This is a genomic window from Alishewanella jeotgali KCTC 22429 (assembly GCF_000245735.1).
Classification (GTDB): Bacteria; Pseudomonadota; Gammaproteobacteria; order Enterobacterales; family Alteromonadaceae; genus Alishewanella; species Alishewanella jeotgali.
In genome coordinates this window covers 102,611-123,993 of sequence record NZ_AHTH01000009.1, presented here as the reverse complement: position 1 = coordinate 123,993, position 21,383 = coordinate 102,611, and the positions used below count along the sequence as shown (strand labels likewise).

Sequence of the window (21,383 nt, the reverse complement as noted above, 5' to 3'; positions counted from 1 at the left end):
CAGCGATTAAAGGCACAAATTTCAGGCATATAGTTTTGGTTATTAAGTATACAAGAGATCATGATAGATCCTCTTGCGGTCCTCTTATATTTATAAAAATAAATAATATCAATTATTTGCATAGTGCTCATCAAAAGAAATAAGTTGCATATACAAGTGATTTGCTGCTATCAATATATTGAACATAAAAACAACAAAGGCATATGCCGGAGGAAACATGAAAATGCATAAGTTATCACTCGTTGCTATGGCGGTTGCAGTTAGCGTTGCACCTGGCATCGTGTCCGCACAAGACGTTCAGCAGGCAGGAGCTGAAGAACAACGCGTCGAGCGAATTTCGGTGACTGGCTCACGGATCCAGCGTGCAGAAGCGTCCAGCGCAGCTCCTATTCAAGTTTTTACAGCGGAAGACATCGAGCTCTCAGGAGTCACCTCGATGGAACTTCTGCTGCAACAAATGTCGGCGTCAGCTGGTTTTGGTGGAAACCAAACAAGCGCGTATTGGACTGGTGGTGGTTGGGGAACTGCACAGGTCAACCTACGCGGGCTTGGTGTGAATCGTACCTTGGTTCTTTTGAATGGCCGTCGCATGGTCAATGGTGGGACAGGCGCTAACGCCGCCGTCGATTTAAACACCATCCCGGTCAGTATGATCGAGCGCGTTGAAGTACTCAAAGACGGTGCCTCGGCTATATATGGTGCTGATGCGGTGGCCGGTGTGGTAAACATCATTACCCGTAAAAACTTCGAAGGTGTCATGGTTGAGGGGCGCTTTGCCACCAGCGACGAATCGGACGGTGAAGAAACATCTCTTAACATTATGCTAGGTACCCAATCGGACCGCGGTCGCTTGATAACTACCTTGAGCTATCGTTCAACCGAAGCCGTTAACATGGCCGACCGAGCACCTTGTGCCTTACGTGAAGTCACTCCCGGTGAGCTAGGCTGTTTTGGTAGTGCCTCGACTCCCGGTGGCCGCGCCGTTTATACGAGCGGGCCGAACACGGGACAACAAATTAACTTTAATCAAACGCCGGGCGGCGACCCTAAAGGTTTTGAACCCTATAGCGCGGCAATTCATAACGTCAATTCGAATCCATTTTTGAACGCGGTGAATCCAGTTCAAACCCTCAGTTTTTCAGGTTTTGGTGATTACCGTATTGGTAATGAAACCTACGCTTTTACAGAAGTACTCTACAATAACCGCCGCTCGAACCAAATTGGCGCGCCAGGCACGATTCGTGACATCAATTATGCAGCGGATCACCCCGATAACCCCACAGGTGAGTCGATCCGTATTGTGCAAAGACGACTCGACGAAGCGGGTGGTCGGGGTTTTGAGCAAGACGTCCACACCTTCCGCGTTGTCGCAGGTCTAAATGGGCTATGGCGTGATCATTGGAACTGGGAAGTGGCCTACAATTTTGGCCGTACCACGGGCGATGATGCCAGCACGAATATCGTAAATCTTGAGCGTTTGGGGCGTGCCATTGATCCGACCACCTGTGGTGCGGGCGTCCCTTGTGCTGACTTGTTGGGATTTGGCAATATTTCACAAGAAGCGCTCGATTATATCTTGTTCCGTATCAATAACACCGGTGGTAACGAGCAACGCAGCTTCACTGCAAATATCACCGGCGATTTATTCGAGACCCGTATGGGTGTAATCCCAGTTGCTTTTGGTATCGAACATCGTAAAGAGCGTGGTTGGCGCGACCCTGATTCCTCGGTGGTTGCAGGAATCATGAACACCAACCGTCAGGAACCTTTAAGCGGCGAATATACGGTTTCTGAAGCCTACGTCGAAACATCGATTCCATTGCTGGCGGACCGCAGCTATGCCGATTTAGTGACCCTCGATTTGGCTTACCGTTTCTCGGATTACGATACCTTCGGTAGTGATGGTAACTACAAAGTCGGTCTGCATTGGACCGTTCACGAGGGCTTAAAACTTCGTTCAACATATTCCACCGCTTTCCGGGTACCGAATATTCCCGAGCTATTCGGTGGTATCGGCGAGGGTAACTTAACCACGACAGATCCATGTTCAGGCTGGGATCTGCCAGGAGCCAACCCAACGGTAGCTGCAAATTGCCAAGCAGATGGTGTACCGGCAGGTTACGTACAAGCTGGCGGTAATGTGCTGACTCAGACAGGCGGTAATCCTGCCCTGATGCCAGAAGACGCAAAGACTTTTACCGCAGGGTTAGTGTGGGATGTTCCCTTCGTTGATGGCTTACAATTCACACTCGATTACTTCGACCTGAAAATTGAAAACGCGATCCGCGGTGTGGCGGGTTCAACCAAGTTATCCGCGTGTTATAACTCGCAAAACTTATCCCACCCGTTCTGTAGCTCAGATACCTTTACCCGGGATCCACTGACCGGGGCGGTAAACTTCTTATCGGCACAAGCAGATAACGTGGCGACCGAGACCATATCTGGGGTCGATGCGGCGGTCTATTACCGCACCGAGCTCATGGGGTTAGATGCACGTTTCAATTTTAATATGACGTACCTCGACGACTACACGGTGGAACCATTCCAAGGTGCCGCGGCAATTCGTTATGCCAGCCGCATTACCGGAGGCAGTGGGAGCTATGCTCGTTTGCGCTCAGATGCTTCAGCGACCCTTTCCGGTGATCAATGGCAAGCACACTACAGTGTTCGCATGATTGGATCTGCGCGCGATATCAACGCCAGTGAAGATGATCTAGGCTACCGTGTGAGCAATGTGTTCTACCACGATATTCAAGGCAGCTGGTTCTTCAATGATAACTGGACGTTGAGCGGCGGTGTGAACAACTTGTTCGATAAGAAAGCACCGTTTGTGCAAAGCTGGACAGACGCTAACACAGATACCATGACCTATGACCTACTCGGTCGTCAGCTGTATGTGAAGATTCGTTATCAGTTCTAAGCTTGTTGGCGGCAGGGCCTAGCCCTGTCGCCATGTTGTTGAGGTTATTTATGCATATTCAATCCACCAGCTTCAGAACTTGGCATCGCTGGCTGTCGTTAATTGTTGGCCTGCAAATGCTGATTTGGGCGATTTCTGGTGGCTACATGGTGTTTTTCAAGTTGCCGTTTATCCACGGCGTACACCTAACGCAAGCCGCTGATCAACCGATTCAAGAAGCTAGCCAACAGGATCAATTTCTGGAGGTTCTTAAACGTTACCCAGAAGCGCATGATGTGCGTTGGGTGAATCGTTTTGTACAGGGCCGTTACCAAGACCTTTTTCAAGTCCATGCGGGTGATGAGAAGTTCCTCGTCAGCCCTGATTCATTCACTAGGCTGGAGCTGACGGCTGCAGATATCCGTGCCTTGGCGGAACGCTATTATAAAAAGGGCGAGCCTCGTATTACCCAAGTCCAGTTGTTGCGTGACCAAGCACCGACCGAGCTGAATCCGAATCACCTACCTATTTGGCGAGTAGATTTTGACGACTTCGGTAATACCAGTTTGTACCTGCACCGTGCAACGGGTGAAATGACCGTGCGGCGACATGATTTTTGGCGTGGTTTCGATATCATGTGGATGCTTCACATTATGGATTATAAAGATCGCACTGATATTACCACGTGGTGGTTGCGTGCCTTCATCCTAGCGACCTTTGCATTTACTTTTACAGGGACCATTTTAGTCCTGCAGACTTTGCGTACGTCGAAGAGGAAGCCGCTATGAAATTTCTCCAATGGCTTCATCGCTGGACCAGCCTAATTATCTTGGTACAACTTTTACTTTGGACGATCAGCGGTTTGTATTTTGCGCTGGTGGATCACCATGGTATGAAGGGGCACCAATATCACCAACATGCCGAGCTTGAGCCGCTTTCCGTTGAAGCATTTGCGCAAATGGATGCAAGTTGGTGGAAAGATTTTACCGCGATCACCTCGTTACGCGGTCGCAAAATAGAGGGTATTCCTCAACTGGTGATCGAGCATGCCGAGGGCACTTCTTATCTTGATGGGCGCACCGGAGCGCCGTGGCAAACACATCAAAACTTAGCGCTGGCTATCGCTAATTCAACTTATTCCGGCCCTGGTGCTCCCTTGCAAGTGACGCCTGTCACTGCCACACGCGATTTACATGGTTGGCAGGGCAATGGCTTTCGAATCGATTATAACGATGATTTAAACACCCGCGTTTATGTCGATCGCGAGTCAGGCACCGTCCTCGACCACAGAAATACTCCCTGGGTGGTTGCGGATTGGATGTTCAGGTTGCACTTTATGGATTACACCGGTGGCCGGAGTTTTAATCATGTGGTGATCGTAAGTGCGGGGATTCTGACACTGTGGTTTGCTCTCTCGGGCTTTATTTTACTCGCTAAGCTTTTAAGTACCGGCGAGATGCGTATTAACTTACGTAAAGCATCATTAAAGGTGCATCGAGCAGGGCAACAACACACCTTGGTGGGACGCCAACAACAAACGGTTTTACAAGTCTTGCAGCAACATCGTATGCCGATAGAAAGTGGTTGTGGCGGTGGTGGAACCTGCGCTTTATGTAAGGTGAAAGCTTCCTCTTCAGCAACGATTACAGCGGCAGAGCGCGATTTACTGAGCGCCTCAGAGCTGCAGGAGGGTTACCGTTTAGCCTGCCAGCACGGCTTAGATAAACTATCGACGGTCGAGATTAAAGCATTGGATGTGCAACGTCATGAGCTGAAGCTCGTTGGCACGCGTTGGCTCACGCCTATGTTAAAAGAACTGCGATTCGTGAGTGGGCAAAAACCTGTGGCCTATCAAGCCGGCCAATACATGCAATTCTTAATTCCTGCAGCAACCACAAAACGTCGAGCTGAGGATATTCCAGAAGCTTTCCAATCGGCTTGGAAGTATATGCCCACGGGTGAAATGCAACATAGCGCGGTGCGTAGAAGTTATTCTATGGCCAGTTGCGAGGCGTGTGTGGATGGTCAACATGAGCTGATCTTTACCGTGCGCTATCAACCACCAGCGACCGGAGATTGCGAGCCGGGCATTGGCGCAACTTATTTGTGCTCTATGCAGGTCGGGCAAAGCATTGAAGCTGAGGGGCCTTATGGCGAGTTTTTGCGTCAAGTAGAATCTCCTCGCGAACTCTTTTTGATTGGTGGTGGCGCAGGTATGGCACCTTTACGCGCGATACTACAGGAAGAGCTGCAAGATGCAGGGCCTCGGCATGTGGTTTATTTCTATGGTGCGCGGAATCGTCAGGAGTTGGTGTACCATGAGGAATTATTGAGCTTGCAACGGTACGGACAAGTGTACTATGTGCCAGTGCTTTCTGAAGCGCAGACACAGTGTCAGTGGGACGGAGCACAAGGTTTTGTGCACGAAGCGGCGCTTGCCTATTTAGCAGAGCATGACTGGCAGCGTTTCGATTTTTATCTGTGCGGTCCTCCGCGCATGCTCAAGGCAACGCGGGAGATGCTAGCACAGCTCGGTGTTGCTAAAGAACGCATCCGTTTCGACGATTTTGGCATATAGTTAATCAGCAGCTGGCGGTTGAGTTTGTCGTTAACTAAAGTCACCAGAACATCTGACAAGGCCACTGGGCCGGTCAGATGTTCTGGTATGCCCTAGAGCACCATATAGTTTAAAAACTAAGCTGAATTAGTCTCGACTTAATCTGACACATCTACTTGAAAAGATGAGAGTTACCAGTTTTGATATGGGTGTCGAATCCGTAATCAAAAACAAAAGGTAACTCTCATGCTGCATACTAACAATCCGATAATTAAACACAAGGCTGGGCTGCTGAATTTAGCTCAGGAGCTTAATAACGTATCAAAAGCCTGCAAGGTTATGGGCGTGTCACGTGACACGTTTTACCGCTATCAGGAGCTTGTCGCTGAAGGTGGTGTCGATGCTCTTATCGATAAAAGCCGTAGAGCACCAAACCTCAAAAACCGTGTGGATGAAACCATAGAAAAGGCGGTTATTGATTATGCTATCGAGTATCCTGCTCATGGCCAGCACCGCACCAGTAATGAGCTGCGTAAACAAGGCGTGTTTGTCTCTGGCAGCGGTGTTCGTTCTATCTGGCTACGACACGATCTGGAGAACTTTAAGAAGCGTTTGAAGGCGCTGGAAGCCAAGGTTGCCGATGAAGGTATACTCCTGACAGATGCGCAAATTACCGCCCTTGAGAAGAAAAAACACGACGATGAAGCCTGTGGTGAGATTGAGACTGCCCATCCTGGCTACCTGGGGTCACAAGATACGTTTTACGTTGGCAACCTGAAGGGTGTTGGCCGGATTTACCAGCAAACTTACGTCGATACCTACTGTAAAGTCGCGCATTGTAAGCTGTATACCACCAAGACGCCGATCACTGCAGCAGACTTACTCAACGACAAAGTACTGCCATTCTATGAGGCTCAGGGCTTGCCTGTGCTGCGCATTCTGACTGACCGGGGTACAGAATACTGCGGCAAAGTAGAACAGCACGATTATCAGCTATATCTGGCGATTAACGACATCGACCACACCAAAACCAAGGCCATGTCGCCGCAAACTAACGGGATCCTGCGAACGGTTCCACAAGACGATATTGCAGGAGTTCTATCAGGTTACGTTCCGTAAAAAGCTCTATGGAGACCTAGCCGAGCTACAAAAAGATCTGGACGAATGGCTGGTTTATTACAACAATGAACGAACTCATCAAGGCAAGATGTGCAATGGCAGAACGCCAATGGATACTTTGCTGGATGGAAAGCAGGTTTGGGTGCAGAAAAATCTGACTCAAATCTAATCTGACAGACACCGTGAAAAACTGGTAACTGTCAGATCAAGTCTGAGCTAGTACAACTAAGCAGCCATGGCCATGCTAATATGTAAATTGGTGATGGCTGCTGTGCGGTTGAGATCATATTCGTTTAATCTTAATCCAATGTATCTTGCTCTGTGTTTTTTCCGGTTACAAATAGATGCAAGTGCATGTTCTACTTTGGTTCTTTCCCTTGCTTGAGCACGACCTTCTGGTGTCTCAATGAACCTTCTTAGACCTTGTAACATCTCTTCATTGACATGTAATGTTAGAGCCTGTTGATCTTTTCTGTTCACTTTTCAATCAACCCAAATTGGTAGCCACATCATGCTAAATGCAAGGGCTACCATTGCTTGGTAATTTCTTGCTAACTTATCATATCGTGTTGATATGGCTCTATATTTTTTAATGTTCATAAACGCATTTTCAACCAGATGCCTTAAGTGATACATGCTCCAATCGATATCGTGGTTACCCGTCTTATTGTTACTTCGCCGTGGTATTACGGGTTTTGCACCTTTGCAACGAATAAACTCTCTTAGCGTTTCGCTCAGGGCTCCCGCATGAGTGTTTAATTTTCAAACACTCTGCTGCTGAAACCAGCTTTTAAGACATCTTCCAAATAATCCGTTTTCATCCAGGCACGTTTTTGTTTTGCTGGGATACTACCTTTCGATGGCTCTGCTCTTAGCATGTTCAGAGACCAGTGCCGTAGCATTGACCAATTTTCCGCAGCGTGATTCTGATAAATCTGACAAGCATCTTCTTTCATGCTGACATCCAGAACCCAGTGTAAGCTATTTTCCACTGCCCAATGGGCTCTGACTGCCTCGGCTAACTGGACCTCGCTCAGCTTGGCTGAGCTGATGTAATACCGGTAAGTGAGCACAGCTTTTTTTCCTTTTACTGCCCGGTAACTTAGATTCATTCCAACGGTTTGCAGGCCAACCCATTTACTGAAGTCGCCCTTCAGTTCGCTGGCATCTTTTACATGGTAACTTCTTGCTTCTATCCGGCTTCGATTTTTTTCTATGACAATGCCATCAAGAGGGGTACTTCGCTGTTCGGCAAATAAGGCTTCTACTGCGTTGTATAACGCCCCCTGATTTGCCTTGAGCGCCAACAGATAATCTCCATTCCCCTCTATTACTTGCTCTGCTATCGCCGTTTGACACCCCATCGCATCTATTGAAACCAACGCACCTTCAATATCCAGCAATCGAATTAACTCTGGAATGGCTGTGATTTCATTCGATTTTTCTGCCGTCTTCAACTGCCCTAACACCACTTTATTCGCACAAGCAAAGGCGTTTATCATATGGATGGTCGATTTTCTGTCTTCACGATGGTAAGAGCCACGTAGCGTTTTTCCATCTATGGCAATCACTTCTCCCTGTGTTAGTTCATGCACGGCTTGCATCCAGTCTATAAAACACTGTCTGAATTGTTCCGGAGCAATTTTGGAAATTATACGCGCTATCGTGTCATCCACCGGGACGCCATCATTTAAAAAACCTTGCTTCTGAAACCATTCGTGATGGCCTTTGGCATAATCATGGATCTCAGACCAGTCCTCTGCGCCAGCAATCACGCCACATAAGGTCACGAATAAAACATCAGATAAAGGATAGGTAATTTTTGCAGACTGTCGGTTGTCGATGATGGTATCAAAGTGTGTTGTGAATAACTCAAGGTACATGGCATGCTCCCAAAAAAGGAGTATATGATCACAACCAGACCAGATCGTCAAACTGATCGTTTATTGATTAAAAACATTCGCGATCTCGCCCTGGCGTTTCGCTATCGTATCCTTTATCAGCGGCAACGATTGCTGTACCCGATATGCCATCAAGTAATGATTCGCCATGAACGATATCATTCACGTTGCCACCTGATATTTCAAAGTGAATTGGTAAACCGCCGCTATCAACAGCTAAGTGGATTCTTGTCGTTTTACCACTCCGACTGCTGCCAATTGCTTCATTTTGGCTGTTACGAATAGTTGTGCGGTCTTGATGAGCTTTGACAATGCTACCGTCAATAAATACCCACTCAGGGTCATTCGGTGTTCTGGTTTTTTGTAAATTCGGCCCGTTAAATACATCACTCGTGATAGTAAATCCCAGGTTTTATCTGTTAGCATTAGTCTCGGCATTTGAGTTTTGTTCGGCGTCAACTATCTTGGCCGGTCATCCTAATTGTCGCCGAACACATCAACTGCCAATTAAGCTTATGGCAATGGCCTAACCTTGTAAATACCGAGGATCTAATGGCAACACGACCTCAGAGCGCATGCTATACAAATTAATGAGTGCTTATACCGAAAACACTTTACTAAGCAATTGCCAATCGGCGCTAAAGCCAGGTATAACATTAACCAAATAGAATATGCTTGGTATTATCATCTGGTTGCACATTTATCTGGAGTGCTCAATCATGTTTATTTTTCAACTCCTTAAAAAGTGTTTTAGCTTTGTTAAAACAAGTCCGAAACCCCCTGATGCTGGTGGAGTCTAAATCTTCTGATGATTCACAAGAAATGGATAAACTCCGTCACTTCGACGTATCCTTCGCTTGTTCCGAGTTAGTTGATATCGCGGGAATTCGGAGCGCTATATTTCAGTGGAAACACGATGAGAATGAAAAGAGTAACGAAGTATTGCCAAAAGCAGCTGCCAAGCAATCCCAGCTTGATAAAAGCTGAGTTTGTTTCCATAAACTCAGAGATCCTTGCTACAGATTCGGGGTTGACAGCCTGGCAGTGCGCAGTTCTTACCTCTCGTTTAGACGATTACAAAAAAGATCCAGAACAAGGTGAAAACTGGGATTCTGTTATCACTGAACTTCGCTGCTACGCAACATAAGCTTAATCCCATCGAATTCGATGGGATTAGCGGTGTAGTAACAAAAAGCAAAGTCATCGAATTCGAGGTCTTTAAAGGCTTACTTAAATTGAAAAAATCAGCTGGAAATAAAAATCAGTGGCAAGTTAGTACCCGGAATACCGCTGTCTGCCATTAATACCGAAAGCCAAAGCAGAATAGCCAATAAGCCGCAGTAGGCCAGGATAGTGACTAAAATACCGGTGTCTGTCATCGGCTGCAGGGCTTTATCTCGTTCGTTGGCGTCACTTAACAAGTCGAAAGTGCCGAGGATGCCAAACAGCATTAACAGGTAAAAGCCAAAATACCAGGCGGCGCAGGACAGGCCGCCGGTAACCAACAGTAAACCTATTTTTGCGGCTTTACCTTTTCTGCTATAAGCGGCAGCTTGCACGATCCGGCCACCATCCAGTGGCACCATGGGTAATAAATTAAACAGGTTAAGCAATAAACTGATCGCAGCAAATAGCGCCAGTGCTGGCTGCCCGGTTTCCAGCCACAGCCAGTAGGCAACCAGTGCCCCTGCAGTACCAAAAGCTGGCCCGGCTATGGCAATTTTAAAATCCTGCCAACGGCTTACCGCGCGTTCACTGACTGCCACTCCGCCAATAAAAGGTAACAGGTAAATGCCCTTTACTTTTAAACCCGAGCGCTTCATCGCATAAACATGGCCATATTCATGGATCAATAAAGCCAGAATCAAACTGATCGCAAATTCAAGATTAAATAACCAGGCCCAGCCGGCCAGTGCTGTTCCGGCGAGAGCGGCTTTAATAGCGCCCGCACTTTTTGACAACTTTAACAGCAATATGCCAAGCACCAGTAAGGGTCTAAACCAGTTACGATCGCTTTTATTACTGGTCGTTGCGACAGGTTGAGCAGTGGCTAGTGGTTCAGTGGCGTCAACAGCCGGCTGCTCTGGCTCGGGTGAAAGTTTCTGTTCTAATTTACCCAGCCATTTTGGTGGTATGGCCTTGGTTTTACCCTCGCAGAGTAAGGCTGCACTAGTCTCTAAGCGGTAGTTAACTTCAGCAGTTTTTAACGACACTTTAAAGTACAACCGCATTGGCCCATGGGTCGGGCATAAAAAACGGTGATCATTGCTGGTACTAAAAAAAGCCCGTCCCTCAGAGACCAACTGACCATTGCGGAATACTTGCTCTTTACCGAAGTTATTCGCTTTTACCTGATATAAAACCTGGTCGTGATAAAACTCAAATAGCGTTTGCATACGAACGAACTGGAACTGAAAAAATGAATAATGCAGTTTAACAAAATTAACAATTAAGTTAAGGCGCAAAGGGAAAAAGATAAAGAAATGACAAGATGGAGCGGGTGACGGGAATCGAACCCGTATCTCGAGCTTGGGAAGCTGGCATTCTACCACTGAACTACACCCGCAACGCAGAGCGCTAAGATACGGATTACGCTGCAAGTCGTCAAGCATCATGCACTAACGGCAAAGCAGAATTAGCACTGCGCTCCAATCCAGACTGCGACTATGCAGGCCTATGGGCGCAATTTCAACGCCGCAATAAATACCCAGCATTGGGATCTGAGCTGCAGTGAGTTGTTGTTGTATCAAAACAGCTTCAGCTTTGGAGCCTGTCATACGGCCGGCACAATCGAAATACAGTGCGGCTACAGGTTGGCTTTGCTCGGCGCGCATTTGGGTAAACAAGGCTGTTAGTTGGTTGGTAGCAGCAGCCTGAATACTTTGGCTATTGCGCTGCATTAAATGAACGGTAGTGCCTTCGGCCAGATCTGGTTCAAACAGAATAATGCCCTCGTCGTTGGGCAGAATGCCATTTATCAGTCGGGTGACATAGCTAGTGCTGTATAAATTGTGGGTTTGCTCCGGGTATTTAACGCCCAGGGCAAAATCAAGTACCGGCTTTTGATTGCGCCACGATCTGGTACCAATTACTTGGTCCAGCACTGCACAAACGGGTTGTTTATCTAATTCGTAAATAAACTGCCCGAAACTGCGGGTGATAGTAAAGCTACGTGACGTAAAAGGCTCACAGCCATGCATAGCCACTATGTAGGGGCGTAAGTTGCCACTAAATTGCAGTGCCAGAGCTGCATCATCGGTTAGTTGTCGCTGAAAAAACTGTTTCGTTGGTCCAAATACCAGATCTGCTAATAAACCCGCACCAGCGATAGGTAACTTTGCGGGTAAAGGCTTACGCAGAGCCTTAAGTAGCGGGGGCGAGGGGTTTAATATCGCAGGTTGCTGGGCATTGCCGGCATACCGAATTGAATCATAAAACAGAAGTAGCAGCTTGGCATTATTATTGGGAGCTAACTGTTCTGCCAGTGACGCTCCGGCTGCGCTGGGATCACGGCTTAACTGTTCGGCAAGTGCCGGGAAAAAATCCACATCGGTCGCCGCCAGCGCCATAGCGGCAGCAGCTTGACCGCCACTGACCAGGTGATTGTTAGTGATAACGCCCACGGCGGAGCCGCCGATAATAATGGTGTTGCCGCCACAATATTGCCGCGCACCATCCAGCAGGCGCTGATAGTCGGTCGCTGCATTGCAAAATAGCAGTAATACGGCAACTTCGGTAATGTTGCCCTGCGTTGCGGCGTCTTGGGCTAGTTTAAACCCGGCTGCAAAGGGCACTTTGGCGTCACAGTAAGCCACTCCGGCTTGCATAGAAAAATCCTTTTTTAGCAAATTGCTGCTATTTTAGTCTTGTCGGCGGCCTTTTGTAACTTTATTTTTATATTTTATCCCGATGCAGAAAACGCCCCTGATAATCAAAAAACGCCTCGACCAGTTGCCAGTGCTTTTGCTGCTTCTGCAACAGTAATAGTTGCGGTGGCTTAAAATAGACTGCCAGTGCAGCCAGCTCAGTCGCGTTGGTGAATGCAGGCAGTGGTAAGCCAGGTGCTTTGCTGTGTGGTTTGATAAACACAGCGTAAAGCGCCCGGCGCTGAGCCGCAGTGTCCAGTTTAAACCAGCGATAAAACGGCGTGCCATCCACATCATAATAAGTAACTTTTAGCTGACCTTCTTCGGCACTAAGTTGCATAGCGTCACAGCGAAATAGATGATGATGTTGCTGACTTAACACCTCACGCAGTCGTTTGTCGGGATCAACCAGAACTGATTGGCATTGTCCACAACTGCGGGCTGCGATGTCGTTCTCGGCACCACAATCCGGGCATTGGCGGCTGCGAAAGCGAAAGTCGCACTGTTGTTGGCTGTCGGCGATTAAACCCTGACAACGGCGGCCGTAGTGTTCGATAATATCGCCATCATGGTCAGTCAGACCCCAGAATAAGTTAGCAAACCCACAACTGGGGCAGGGTACCTGTACCGGTTTTGCTTTACTATGCGGCTTCGGCGCCCCGACTTCCGGATAAAAGATATCATAGCCATTAGCGGCATAGTCAATGATCAAACATTCGTCTTTACCGGGCGAGAGCCGTAAGCCACGTCCTACCATCTGCTGAAATAAACTGACTGAGGCGGTTGGTCTTAATATCGCAATAAAATCGACATGCGGTGCGTCAAAGCCAGTGGTCAGTACAGCAACGTTTACCAGAAACTTCAGTTGTTGTTGTTTAAACGCCTCTATCAACGCATCCCGCTCTGGATCCGGAGTATCGGCGGTAAGGATGGCGGCGGATTCATCAGCTAACAGTGTCATTATTTCTTTGGCGTGCTTAACGGTAGCCGCGAAAATAATCACTCCGCGGCGGTTAGCGCCTAAGTCGCGGATTTGTTTTACAATTAAGGTGGTGGCGCGGCCCATTTTTCCGAGCAGAGAATCGACAGCAGTTGCTGAGTAATCGCCATCCGGTGCCGGTGATAAGGCACTGAAATCGTACTGCGCGCTTAGCCCATCTAATAAACGCGGTGGTGTTAAGTACCCTTGTTTGATCAGTGGTCGTAACGGGTAATCAAACACACAGTGTTCAAATGCCGGATTGTCGGTATTACCGATTTTTCCAAAATAGTGGCTACGATAGATCCAGCCACTACCCAGCCGGTAGGGGGTGGCAGTGAGTCCCAGCAGTTTCAGCTGTGGATTAACGTTTTTCAGATGGCTAAGTAGTTGTTGATACTGACTGTTTTCGCTAAGGCTAACCCGATGACATTCGTCGATAATCACCAGTGAAAAAGGCTGTTTGAACAGTGTTTTGTTTGGCGTAGCAGACTGGACACTTGCGACCACGGTTTTTCCGGTGGGATCGCGTTGTTGTAAGCCTGCAGAAAAAATACTGGCACTCTGGCCCAGCTGAGCAACCTTATCTGCATTTTGTGCCACCAGTTCTTTAACATGGGTTAGCACCAATACCCTGCCACGCGCCCGGCGGGCTAACTCGGCAATCACTAAGCTTTTGCCGGCACCCGTTGGCAATACAATAACTGCGGACTCATCACGTTGTTTAAAGTGTGAGATGGCTGCCTGTACCGCTTGTTGTTGATAGTCTCGAAGTTTAATCATGGGGTTGTGATGTTCTGCTCGGACCAGGTAACACTATATTTCTTGATCATTCCGGTTATAGTAACAAGACGTTCCACCGGAGGTGTACATGTTATCTAAAAAACCTTTTGCGCTTAAACTGGAGCAGCGAGTTTTATGGGTTTCTGCGCAAGGTCTTTGGACCACTGCCAATGCCGAGCAGTATGTGCAGGAATTTCGGAACCTGGTCAAACCCATAGTCGCAGCGCCATGGGCATTGGTGCTCGATATTCGACAGTGGCAGATTTGCCCGGCAGATGTACTCAAGCTTTGTGTGGAAAATACCGAGTGGTGTTACCGGCACCGATTGGCACATGTTGAAACGATTTATGCTGACAACACTATGGTGCTATGGCAGTTTGCCAAGGCAACCGCAGCCAGTAAACCAGAACAGTTGGTTAGCCAGGCTGCTGCAGATGAACAAAGCGCGCGTCAGGCACTGCAGCGTGCTGGCTTTCTTCAGTAAGCCGCCTAGCCGCGAGGCAGCTGAATTTTCTTATCTTCTGACTGGCGGTACAGCACCAGAATTTTACCAATGACCTGAACTTTCTCCGCCTTGGTTTCGCGGATAATCGCATCCATCACCAGTACTTTTTGCTCACGATCTTCGCCGGGTACTTTAATTTTAATCAGCTCGTGGAAGTTCAGGGCGTTGTCAATTTCGGCAACCACACCTTCGGTGAGGCCATTGGCACCCAGTAAAATAACGGGTTTTAAATCATGGGCTTTACTTTTTAAGAACTGTTTTTGTTTATTGGTTAAACTCATAAGGTTAGAATATCCGGTAAAAGCTTGAATTATGCCTATTGTAGCGCCATCTAAGGCATAACACTATTTAAGAGTGGTAACATGACCAAGAAAAAACGCTCCGCCAGTTCAACCCGCTGGTTGAAAGAGCATTTTGATGACCATTTTGTGCAAAAAGCGCAAAAGCTTGGTCTAAGATCGCGGGCCTTCTTTAAACTGGAGGAAATCCAGCAGCAGGATAAGTTAATCCGCTCTGGGATGACAGTGGTTGATTTGGGTTCAGCGCCTGGCAGCTGGTCGCAATATGTGGCAGGTCTGGTGGGGCAGCAGGGGACGGTAATTGCCTGTGATATCTTGCCGATGGATCCACTGGCCGGTGTGGCATTTTTACAGGGCGATTTTCGCGAAGAGGCGGTTTTACATGCGCTACTGAGCCGGATCGGCGGTAAAAACGTAGATGTGGTACTATCAGATATGGCGCCGAATATGAGTGGCAATGATACCACTGACCAGGCGCGATCCATTTATCTGGTGGAACTGGCGCTGGATATGTGCCATAAAGTGTTGAAGCAAAATGGCAGCTTTGTGGTCAAAGTATTTCAGGGCGATGGCTTTGAACAGTTCCTGAAAGACGTTAGAGCAGTATTTAATACGGTAAAAATACGTAAGCCCGAATCGTCACGTGCCCGTTCACGTGAGACATATATCGTGGCGACCGGCTTCAAACTTTAGTAAAGTGGGCCGGTATTTCGATTTCTAGTTAATGATGAGGTTATAACCTTGAGCGACATGGCAAAAAATCTGATTGTCTGGTTAATTATCGCTGTGGTGCTGATGTCTGTATTTAACAGCTTTAGCCCGAACGAAAATGCGGATCGCCAGACGAGCTATACCCAGTTTGTCAGGGAAGTAAACCAGGGCCTGATCCGCGAAGTAAAGATTGAGCGCAGCGGCGTGATCACTGGTGTGAAACGCAGTGGTGAACGTTTTGAAACCGTGTTGCCGGTTAATGATCCCAAGTTGATGGATGACCTGATCAATAACGACGTACGGGTGCTGGGTGCTAAGCCGGAAGAAACCAGCTGGCTGGCCACGATCTTTATCTCCTGGTTCCCGATGTTGTTACTGATCGGCGTCTGGATTTTCTTTATGCGCCAGATGCAGGGCGGTGGCGGCAAGGGCGCGATGTCTTTTGGTAAGAGCAAAGCCCGCCTGATGAGCGAAGATCAAATTAAAACTACCTTTGCTGACGTTGCCGGTTGTGACGAAGCGAAGGAGGAAGTGTCTGAGCTGGTGGATTACCTGCGTGACCCGTCGCGTTTCCAGAAGCTGGGCGGCAAAATTCCAAAAGGCATTCTGATGGTTGGCCCACCGGGTACCGGTAAAACGTTACTGGCCAAGGCGATTGCCGGCGAAGCCAAGGTGCCGTTCTTCACAATTTCGGGTTCAGACTTCGTAGAAATGTTTGTCGGTGTCGGTGCCTCACGGGTACGCGACATGTTCGAGCAAGCCAAAAAAGCCGCGCCTTGTATCATCTTTATTGATGAAATTGATGCGGTTGGCCGCCAGCGTGGCGCCGGTTTAGGTGGTGGTCATGACGAGCGTGAGCAAACCTTGAACCAGATGCTGGTTGAGATGGACGGCTTCGATGGTAACGAAGGTATTATCATTATCGCTGCCACCAACCGTCCGGACGTGCTGGATGCCGCCTTGTTACGGCCAGGTCGCTTCGACCGCCAGGTGGTAGTAGGCCTGCCAGATGTGCGTGGCCGCGAACAAATTCTGAAAGTACATATGCGCAAAGTGCCGCTGGCTGAAGATGTGAAAGCCAGTGTGATTGCACGCGGTACACCGGGTTTCTCTGGCGCCGATTTAGCTAACCTGGTAAACGAAGCGGCACTGTTTGCTGCGCGCGGCAACCGTCGTGTGGTTAGTATGGAAGAGTTCGAGCGCGCTAAAGATAAAATTATGATGGGTACCGAGCGCCGCTCAATGGTGATGACTGACGCTGAGAAAGAAATGACGGCCTATCATGAAGCCGGTCACGCTATCGTGGGGTACTTGGTGCCGGAGCATGATCCGGTACACAAAGTCACTATTATCCCGCGTGGTCGGGCGCTGGGTGTCACCTTCTTCCTGCCAGAGCAAGACGCCATTAGCGTGAGCCGTCGTAAGCTGGAGAGTAAGATATCCGTCGCCTACGGTGGCCGTTTAGCCGAAGAGATGATTTACGGTACCGATGCCGTGTCAACCGGTGCGTCGCAAGATATTAAATATGCGACCTCGATTGCCCGTAATATGGTGACCCAGTGGGGCTTCTCTGAGAAATTAGGACCGCTGTTGTATGCCGAAGAAGAAGGCGAAGTCTTCCTGGGGCGCAGCATGGCGAAAGCTAAGCATATGTCTGACGAGACAGCATCAATCATCGATTCGGAAATCAAAGCCATTATTGATCGCAACTACGATCGGGCGAAGGAGCTGTTGGAACAGAATATGGATATTCTGCACTCGATGAAAGATGCACTGATGTTGTATGAAACCATTGATTCCCGTCAGATTAAAGAATTAATGGAGCGCCGCCCGGTCAGCCAACCTGAGAACTGGGAACCGCGCGACAAGGGTTCAAAGGATGATGGCGATAGCACTGCCAAATCAGATAAGCCGGCACCAACGGTGACGGATAAACCCTCTGAGGGCAATGTGCACTAAAGCTGTTGCTGATGCTACTCAAACCCCGGTTTACCCTGTCTCTTATACACAAATCCCCCGGTTTTTACTGGGGGATTTTTTGAACTCTCCGCACGCTTTCCGATCAGATCTTTCACTTAATCTAAAGGTGAATACTGATGAACAATGCACAATGGGCAAAAAGTACTTTTGGTCAGGCCGACTTAGGGGATCCCCGCCGAACCACACGTCTGGTAAAGTTAGCGGAAACCTTAGCAAACGATCCAGGAAAGCCATTCGTGTCTATTACACAATCCCCCGCCGATATGGAAGGCGCTTATCGTTTTATCCGTAATGAGCACGTCAATGCTGACGCGATAGCAAAAGCAGGCTATCTGGTCACAGCAGCGCAAGCCGCCAAACATAATTTATTACTGGCTTTAGAGGATACCACTGCCATCACTTACAGCCATCGTTCCGTGCGAGATGAGCTTGGTCATGTCAATCAAGGAAATAACTATCGGGGCATACTTGCGCACAGCGTTTTGTTATTCGCTCCTGAGCAACAAGAGCTTGTTGGATTAATTGAACAATCCCGCTGGACACGGGATATCAGCACGCGCGGAAAGAAACATGTGCGAACACAAACACCTTATGAAGAGAAAGAAAGCTTCAAGTGGCAGTCTGCTTCGGTCAATCTATCGGCACGATTAGGCGCTAAAATGGCCGATGTGATATCCGTCTGCGACCGCGAAGCTGATATCTATGAGTACTTGCAGTATAAGCTCTCAAAGCAACATCGCTTCGTGGTTCGTTCCATGCAGAGTCGCCATATTGAGCAGTCTGAACAGAAGCTCTACGACTATGCTGCAGGTCTTGAAAGCGCCGGACAAAAGCAAATCCATATAGCGCAAAAAGGTGGACGTAAAGCACGTACAGCAACAGTAGACATTGTCTTTGCGCCAGTCACGTTGCAAGTGCCGGCAAATAAGCGTGGCGAATCACTATCGCTTTATTATGTCGGGTGCGAAGAGCGAGCCGATGACAAAAACGCGTTAAATTGGCATTTGCTGACTACCGAACCAGTCCAGAGCAAAGCAGATGCACTGAACATCATCCGTTATTACGAGCATCGCTGGTTAGTAGAAGAATATCACAAAGCCTGGAAAACGGATGGTACAGATATTGAGAATGCCCGCTTACAAAGTAAAGATAACATTGAGCGGCTTGTGACCATCAGCGCCTTTATTGCTGTAAGAATAGTGCAGCTGAAGTTTGCGCGCGAACAACCAGACGAGATAAGTTGTGAACAGGTGCTGTCGCCAAAAGCCTGGAAATTGTTATGGATAAAACGGGTCAGCAGGACCTTACCTGACACCGTCCCCTCGATGAAGTGGGCTTATACCGAGCTTGCAAAGCTCGGTGGGTGGAAAGATACAAAACAAACCGGCAAGGCCTCGGTCAAGGTATTGTGGCAAGGATGGTTCAAACTACAAACCATCCTTGAAGGTTATGACCTAGCAAAGTCTCTTGAGGCTGACTTGTGATCAAGAGACAGGGTTTACCGGGGTTTGTCGTTTAATAAGCAGATCGTTCGACTAAGGTTTTTTGCATGCGTTTAGTTTTGCCTCGCCAGCGTGAGCTGGATTTAAGCCGCCCCCAGGTGATGGGGATATTGAATGTTACCCCGGACTCTTTCTCTGATGGCGGTAAACATCAGCAGCTAGAGCAGGCGGTCGCAGCCGCAGCCCAAATGTTACAGGATGGCGCCACTATTCTGGATATCGGCGGTGAATCAACCCGGCCGGGCGCTGCTGAGGTGGGTCTGGAGCAGGAATTAGAGCGGGTGCTCCCGGTGATTAGCGCGCTGCGCAGCCGCTTTGATTGTGTGATTTCGATTGATACCAGTAAGGCGGCTGTGATGTCAGCCGCGGTTCAGGCTGGCGCCGATATCATTAACGATGTAAGAGCCTTGCAGGAAGATGGCGCCCTGGCAACGGCCGCTGCGCTGCAGGTTCCGGTTTGCCTGATGCATATGCAGGGTGCGCCACGTACTATGCAACAGGCGCCGGACTATCAGGATGTGGTGCAGCAAGTGTTGGCATTTTTATTACAACGGGCGCTTGACTGCCAACAAGCGGGCATAGCGGCAACACAAATAATTCTGGACCCCGGCTTTGGCTTCGGTAAGAATCTGACGCATAACTATCAGCTGTTAGCAGCGATGGATAAATTTGTGCAAAGTGGTTATCCGGTACTCGCCGGAATGTCACGCAAATCTATGATAGGTCAATTATTGGATGTCCCGGTAACTGAACGTCTGGCGGGAAGTCTGGCGTGTGCGACTCTGGCAGCTTATGCCGGGGCGCAAATTATCCGGGTACATGATGTTAAAGAAACTGTGCAGGCTGTGCGGGTAGCCGCAGCGGCACGATACGGAGTCTAAGGAATGAGCAGAAAATATTTTGGTACTGATGGTGTGCGCGGACGAGTTGGGGATTTTCCGATTACCCCGGAGTTTGCGATGAAACTGGGCTGGGCAGCCGGGCGGGTGTTATCTGAGCGAGGTACCCGTAAAGTATTGATTGGTAAAGATACCCGTATTTCAGGTTATTTACTGGAGACCGCTTTAGAGGCTGGTCTGATTGCCGCGGGAATCGATGTACGACTGTTAGGCCCCATGCCAACACCGGCAGTGGCCTATTTAACCCGTACTTTTCGTGCTGAGGCGGGCATTGTGATCAGTGCATCACATAACCCTTATTATGATAACGGTATTAAGTTTTTCTCAGCCGACGGCACCAAACTACCCGATGAGGTTGAGCTGGCCATTGAGCATGAACTGGAACAGCCGATGCTGTGTGAGCCATCGGAAAAGCTGGGTAAGGCAACCCGGATTAATGACGCGGCCGGCCGTTATATTGAATTTTGCAAAAGCCATTTGAGTAACCATTTATCTTTAAACGGATTAAAACTGGTCGTTGATTGTGCCCATGGTGCTACCTACCATATTGCGCCGGCGGTGTTTAAAGAGTTAGGGGCAGAGGTTATTGCTATTGGGTGTAAACCAGATGGTCTGAATATTAACGATCAATGTGGTGCAACCCATACCGACTTACTGCGTGAAACTGTGTTAGCACAGGGCGCAGACCTGGGGATTGCTTACGATGGTGACGGTGACCGGGTAATGATGGTCGATAATTCCGGGCGGGTGCTGGATGGCGATGAAATTGTATACATTATTGCCCGCGCAGCGAAAGAAGGCGGCACCTTACAAGGGGGCGTAGTCGGCACTCTGATGAGCAATATGGGGTTAGAGTTAGCCCTGGCCCGTCTCGACATACCTTTTGTACGCAGTAATGTTGGCGATCGTTACGTGATGGAATTGTTGCGGGAGAAGAATTGGCGTATCGGCGGTGAAAACTCTGGCCATGTGCTGAATCTGGATCACACCTGCACGGGTGATGGCATTATCGCGTCACTACAGGTGCTGAATGCGATGTTGGGTAGTGGTAAGTCGCTGGCGGCACTTTGTGCTGATATGCGCAAACTCCCGCAGGTTCTGGTCAATGTGAAGTTTGCTAAAGGTTCGGCACCGCTGGATAAGTTGAATGTGCAACAAAGTATTCGCGAGGTTGAACAAGCGCTGACGGGTACTGGCCGGGTGTTAATTCGTAAGTCCGGTACCGAGCCCCTGATCCGGGTGATGGTTGAGGGTGAAGATGAAACGCTGGTGCGCCAATACGCTGAGCAAATTGCTGCCGCGGTTAAAATCGCCAGCTAACCAGTTAAAAAATGTGCAACCAAGCGCCATTATGACCGAAAAGCTTGTTCTAACGGACAAGCT

The 21,383-nt window shown here is 48.6% G+C and carries 17 protein-coding genes, 1 tRNA gene and 3 pseudogenes; 12 read left to right on the top strand and 9 right to left on the bottom strand.

Annotated features, from left to right (window positions below):
- Positions 1–217: 217 nt before the first annotated feature.
- The 4 genes and pseudogenes from AJE_RS04770 (at position 218) to AJE_RS04755 (ending at position 6,744) form a co-directional block, all read left to right on the top strand.
- Positions 218–2,920: a TonB-dependent receptor gene (locus AJE_RS04770; RefSeq protein WP_237709305.1), complete on the top strand. Its 2,703-nt coding sequence runs from the start codon at positions 218–220 to the stop codon at positions 2,918–2,920.
- A gap of 50 nt (positions 2,921–2,970) precedes the next feature.
- Positions 2,971–3,687, top strand: a complete 717-nt coding sequence (locus tag AJE_RS04765; protein ID WP_008949897.1) for a PepSY domain-containing protein — start codon at positions 2,971–2,973, stop codon at positions 3,685–3,687.
- Positions 3,684–5,477, top strand: coding sequence for a 2Fe-2S iron-sulfur cluster-binding protein (locus AJE_RS04760; RefSeq protein WP_008949896.1), 1,794 nt, complete (start codon positions 3,684–3,686; stop codon positions 5,475–5,477). Before AJE_RS04765 ends, AJE_RS04760 begins: the two co-directional genes overlap by 4 nt.
- A gap of 225 nt (positions 5,478–5,702) precedes the next feature.
- Positions 5,703–6,744: pseudogene (locus AJE_RS04755) on the top strand (IS481 family transposase).
- Between the two features lie 56 nt (positions 6,745–6,800).
- Here the strand turns inward: AJE_RS04755 and AJE_RS18080 are convergent.
- From AJE_RS18080 to AJE_RS18070, 4 genes and pseudogenes are all read right to left on the bottom strand, one after another.
- The gene (locus AJE_RS18080) at positions 6,801–7,055 is read right to left on the bottom strand and encodes a transposase (RefSeq protein ID WP_237709304.1); all 255 of its coding nucleotides are present in this window, start codon (positions 7,053–7,055) and stop codon (positions 6,801–6,803) included.
- A gap of 3 nt (positions 7,056–7,058) precedes the next feature.
- Positions 7,059–7,310, bottom strand: a pseudogene (locus AJE_RS18075) (transposase); the annotation flags it as partial.
- Positions 7,311–7,330: 20 nt separating this feature from the next.
- Positions 7,331–8,458: an ISAs1 family transposase gene (locus tag AJE_RS04750; protein ID WP_008949895.1), complete on the bottom strand. Its 1,128-nt coding sequence runs from the start codon at positions 8,456–8,458 to the stop codon at positions 7,331–7,333.
- A 97-nt stretch (positions 8,459–8,555) separates the two neighbouring features.
- Positions 8,556–8,914, bottom strand: a pseudogene (locus AJE_RS18070) (transposase); the annotation flags it as partial.
- 318 nt (positions 8,915–9,232) lie between these two features.
- Here AJE_RS18070 and AJE_RS18585 point away from each other — a divergent pair.
- The gene (locus AJE_RS18585) at positions 9,233–9,463 is read left to right on the top strand and encodes a hypothetical protein (protein WP_162097743.1); all 231 of its coding nucleotides are present in this window, start codon (positions 9,233–9,235) and stop codon (positions 9,461–9,463) included.
- Complete coding sequence (locus AJE_RS18980) at positions 9,393–9,623, top strand: addiction module protein (protein WP_138984194.1); 231 nt, start codon at positions 9,393–9,395, stop codon at positions 9,621–9,623. The genes AJE_RS18585 and AJE_RS18980 overlap by 71 nt, the downstream gene beginning before the upstream one ends.
- A 97-nt stretch (positions 9,624–9,720) precedes the next feature.
- Here the strand turns inward: AJE_RS18980 and AJE_RS04745 are convergent, their stop codons facing one another.
- From AJE_RS04745 to radD, 4 genes are all read right to left on the bottom strand, one after another.
- Positions 9,721–10,872, bottom strand: coding sequence for a site-2 protease family protein (locus AJE_RS04745; RefSeq protein ID WP_008949893.1), 1,152 nt, complete (start codon positions 10,870–10,872; stop codon positions 9,721–9,723).
- A 96-nt stretch (positions 10,873–10,968) separates the two neighbouring features.
- Positions 10,969–11,042, bottom strand: a tRNA-Gly gene (locus tag AJE_RS04740).
- Between the two features lie 52 nt (positions 11,043–11,094).
- Positions 11,095–12,303, bottom strand: coding sequence for an FIST signal transduction protein (locus tag AJE_RS04735; protein WP_008608772.1), 1,209 nt, complete (start codon positions 12,301–12,303; stop codon positions 11,095–11,097).
- 67 nt (positions 12,304–12,370) lie between these two features.
- Complete coding sequence (radD, locus tag AJE_RS04730; RefSeq protein WP_008949892.1) at positions 12,371–14,104, bottom strand: DNA repair helicase RadD; 1,734 nt, start codon at positions 14,102–14,104, stop codon at positions 12,371–12,373.
- An 88-nt stretch (positions 14,105–14,192) separates the two neighbouring features.
- Between radD and AJE_RS04725 the strand changes: the two genes are divergently transcribed.
- Positions 14,193–14,588 (top strand): hypothetical protein, encoded by a 396-nt coding sequence (locus tag AJE_RS04725; protein WP_008608770.1) that lies wholly within the window; start codon positions 14,193–14,195, stop codon positions 14,586–14,588.
- 5 nt (positions 14,589–14,593) lie between these two features.
- Here AJE_RS04725 and yhbY read toward each other — a convergent pair whose 3' ends face one another.
- Positions 14,594–14,890, bottom strand: coding sequence for a ribosome assembly RNA-binding protein YhbY (gene yhbY / locus AJE_RS04720; RefSeq protein ID WP_008608769.1), 297 nt, complete (start codon positions 14,888–14,890; stop codon positions 14,594–14,596).
- An 81-nt stretch (positions 14,891–14,971) separates the two neighbouring features.
- Between yhbY and rlmE the strand changes: the two genes are divergently transcribed.
- From rlmE to glmM, 5 genes are all read left to right on the top strand, one after another.
- Complete coding sequence (gene rlmE / locus AJE_RS04715) at positions 14,972–15,601, top strand: 23S rRNA (uridine(2552)-2'-O)-methyltransferase RlmE (protein ID WP_008949891.1); 630 nt, start codon at positions 14,972–14,974, stop codon at positions 15,599–15,601.
- 48 nt (positions 15,602–15,649) lie between these two features.
- Complete coding sequence (gene ftsH / locus AJE_RS04710) at positions 15,650–17,578, top strand: ATP-dependent zinc metalloprotease FtsH (protein WP_083216284.1); 1,929 nt, start codon at positions 15,650–15,652, stop codon at positions 17,576–17,578.
- 137 nt (positions 17,579–17,715) lie between these two features.
- Positions 17,716–19,083, top strand: coding sequence for an IS4 family transposase (locus AJE_RS04705; RefSeq protein ID WP_008949889.1), 1,368 nt, complete (start codon positions 17,716–17,718; stop codon positions 19,081–19,083).
- Between the two features lie 65 nt (positions 19,084–19,148).
- Positions 19,149–19,982, top strand: coding sequence for a dihydropteroate synthase (gene folP / locus AJE_RS04700; protein ID WP_008608764.1), 834 nt, complete (start codon positions 19,149–19,151; stop codon positions 19,980–19,982).
- Between the two features lie 3 nt (positions 19,983–19,985).
- Positions 19,986–21,320 (top strand): phosphoglucosamine mutase, encoded by a 1,335-nt coding sequence (gene glmM / locus AJE_RS04695; protein ID WP_008608762.1) that lies wholly within the window; start codon positions 19,986–19,988, stop codon positions 21,318–21,320.
- Positions 21,321–21,383 lie beyond the last annotated feature (63 nt).

Excerpts from the sequence above, each read along its gene's own strand:
- folP (WP_008608764.1), top strand. The coding sequence starts at position 19,149 with ATGCGTTTAGTTTTGCCTCGCCAGCGTGAGCTGGATTTAAGCCGCCCC.
- AJE_RS04705 (WP_008949889.1), top strand. The coding sequence starts at position 17,716 with ATGAACAATGCACAATGGGCAAAAAGTACTTTTGGTCAGGCCGACTTA.
- rlmE (WP_008949891.1), top strand. The coding sequence starts at position 14,972 with ATGACCAAGAAAAAACGCTCCGCCAGTTCAACCCGCTGGTTGAAAGAG.
- AJE_RS04725 (WP_008608770.1), top strand. The coding sequence starts at position 14,193 with ATGTTATCTAAAAAACCTTTTGCGCTTAAACTGGAGCAGCGAGTTTTA.
- AJE_RS04770 (WP_237709305.1), top strand. The coding sequence starts at position 218 with ATGAAAATGCATAAGTTATCACTCGTTGCTATGGCGGTTGCAGTTAGC.
- AJE_RS04760 (WP_008949896.1), top strand. The coding sequence starts at position 3,684 with ATGAAATTTCTCCAATGGCTTCATCGCTGGACCAGCCTAATTATCTTG.
- AJE_RS04745 (WP_008949893.1), bottom strand. The coding sequence starts at position 10,872 with ATGCAAACGCTATTTGAGTTTTATCACGACCAGGTTTTATATCAGGTA.
- radD (WP_008949892.1), bottom strand. The coding sequence starts at position 14,104 with ATGATTAAACTTCGAGACTATCAACAACAAGCGGTACAGGCAGCCATC.
- AJE_RS04750 (WP_008949895.1), bottom strand. The coding sequence starts at position 8,458 with ATGTACCTTGAGTTATTCACAACACACTTTGATACCATCATCGACAAC.
- AJE_RS04765 (WP_008949897.1), top strand. The coding sequence starts at position 2,971 with ATGCATATTCAATCCACCAGCTTCAGAACTTGGCATCGCTGGCTGTCG.
- yhbY (WP_008608769.1), bottom strand. The coding sequence starts at position 14,890 with ATGAGTTTAACCAATAAACAAAAACAGTTCTTAAAAAGTAAAGCCCAT.
- AJE_RS18980 (WP_138984194.1), top strand. The coding sequence starts at position 9,393 with ATGAGAATGAAAAGAGTAACGAAGTATTGCCAAAAGCAGCTGCCAAGC.
- glmM (WP_008608762.1), top strand. The coding sequence starts at position 19,986 with ATGAGCAGAAAATATTTTGGTACTGATGGTGTGCGCGGACGAGTTGGG.
- AJE_RS04735 (WP_008608772.1), bottom strand. The coding sequence starts at position 12,303 with ATGCAAGCCGGAGTGGCTTACTGTGACGCCAAAGTGCCCTTTGCAGCC.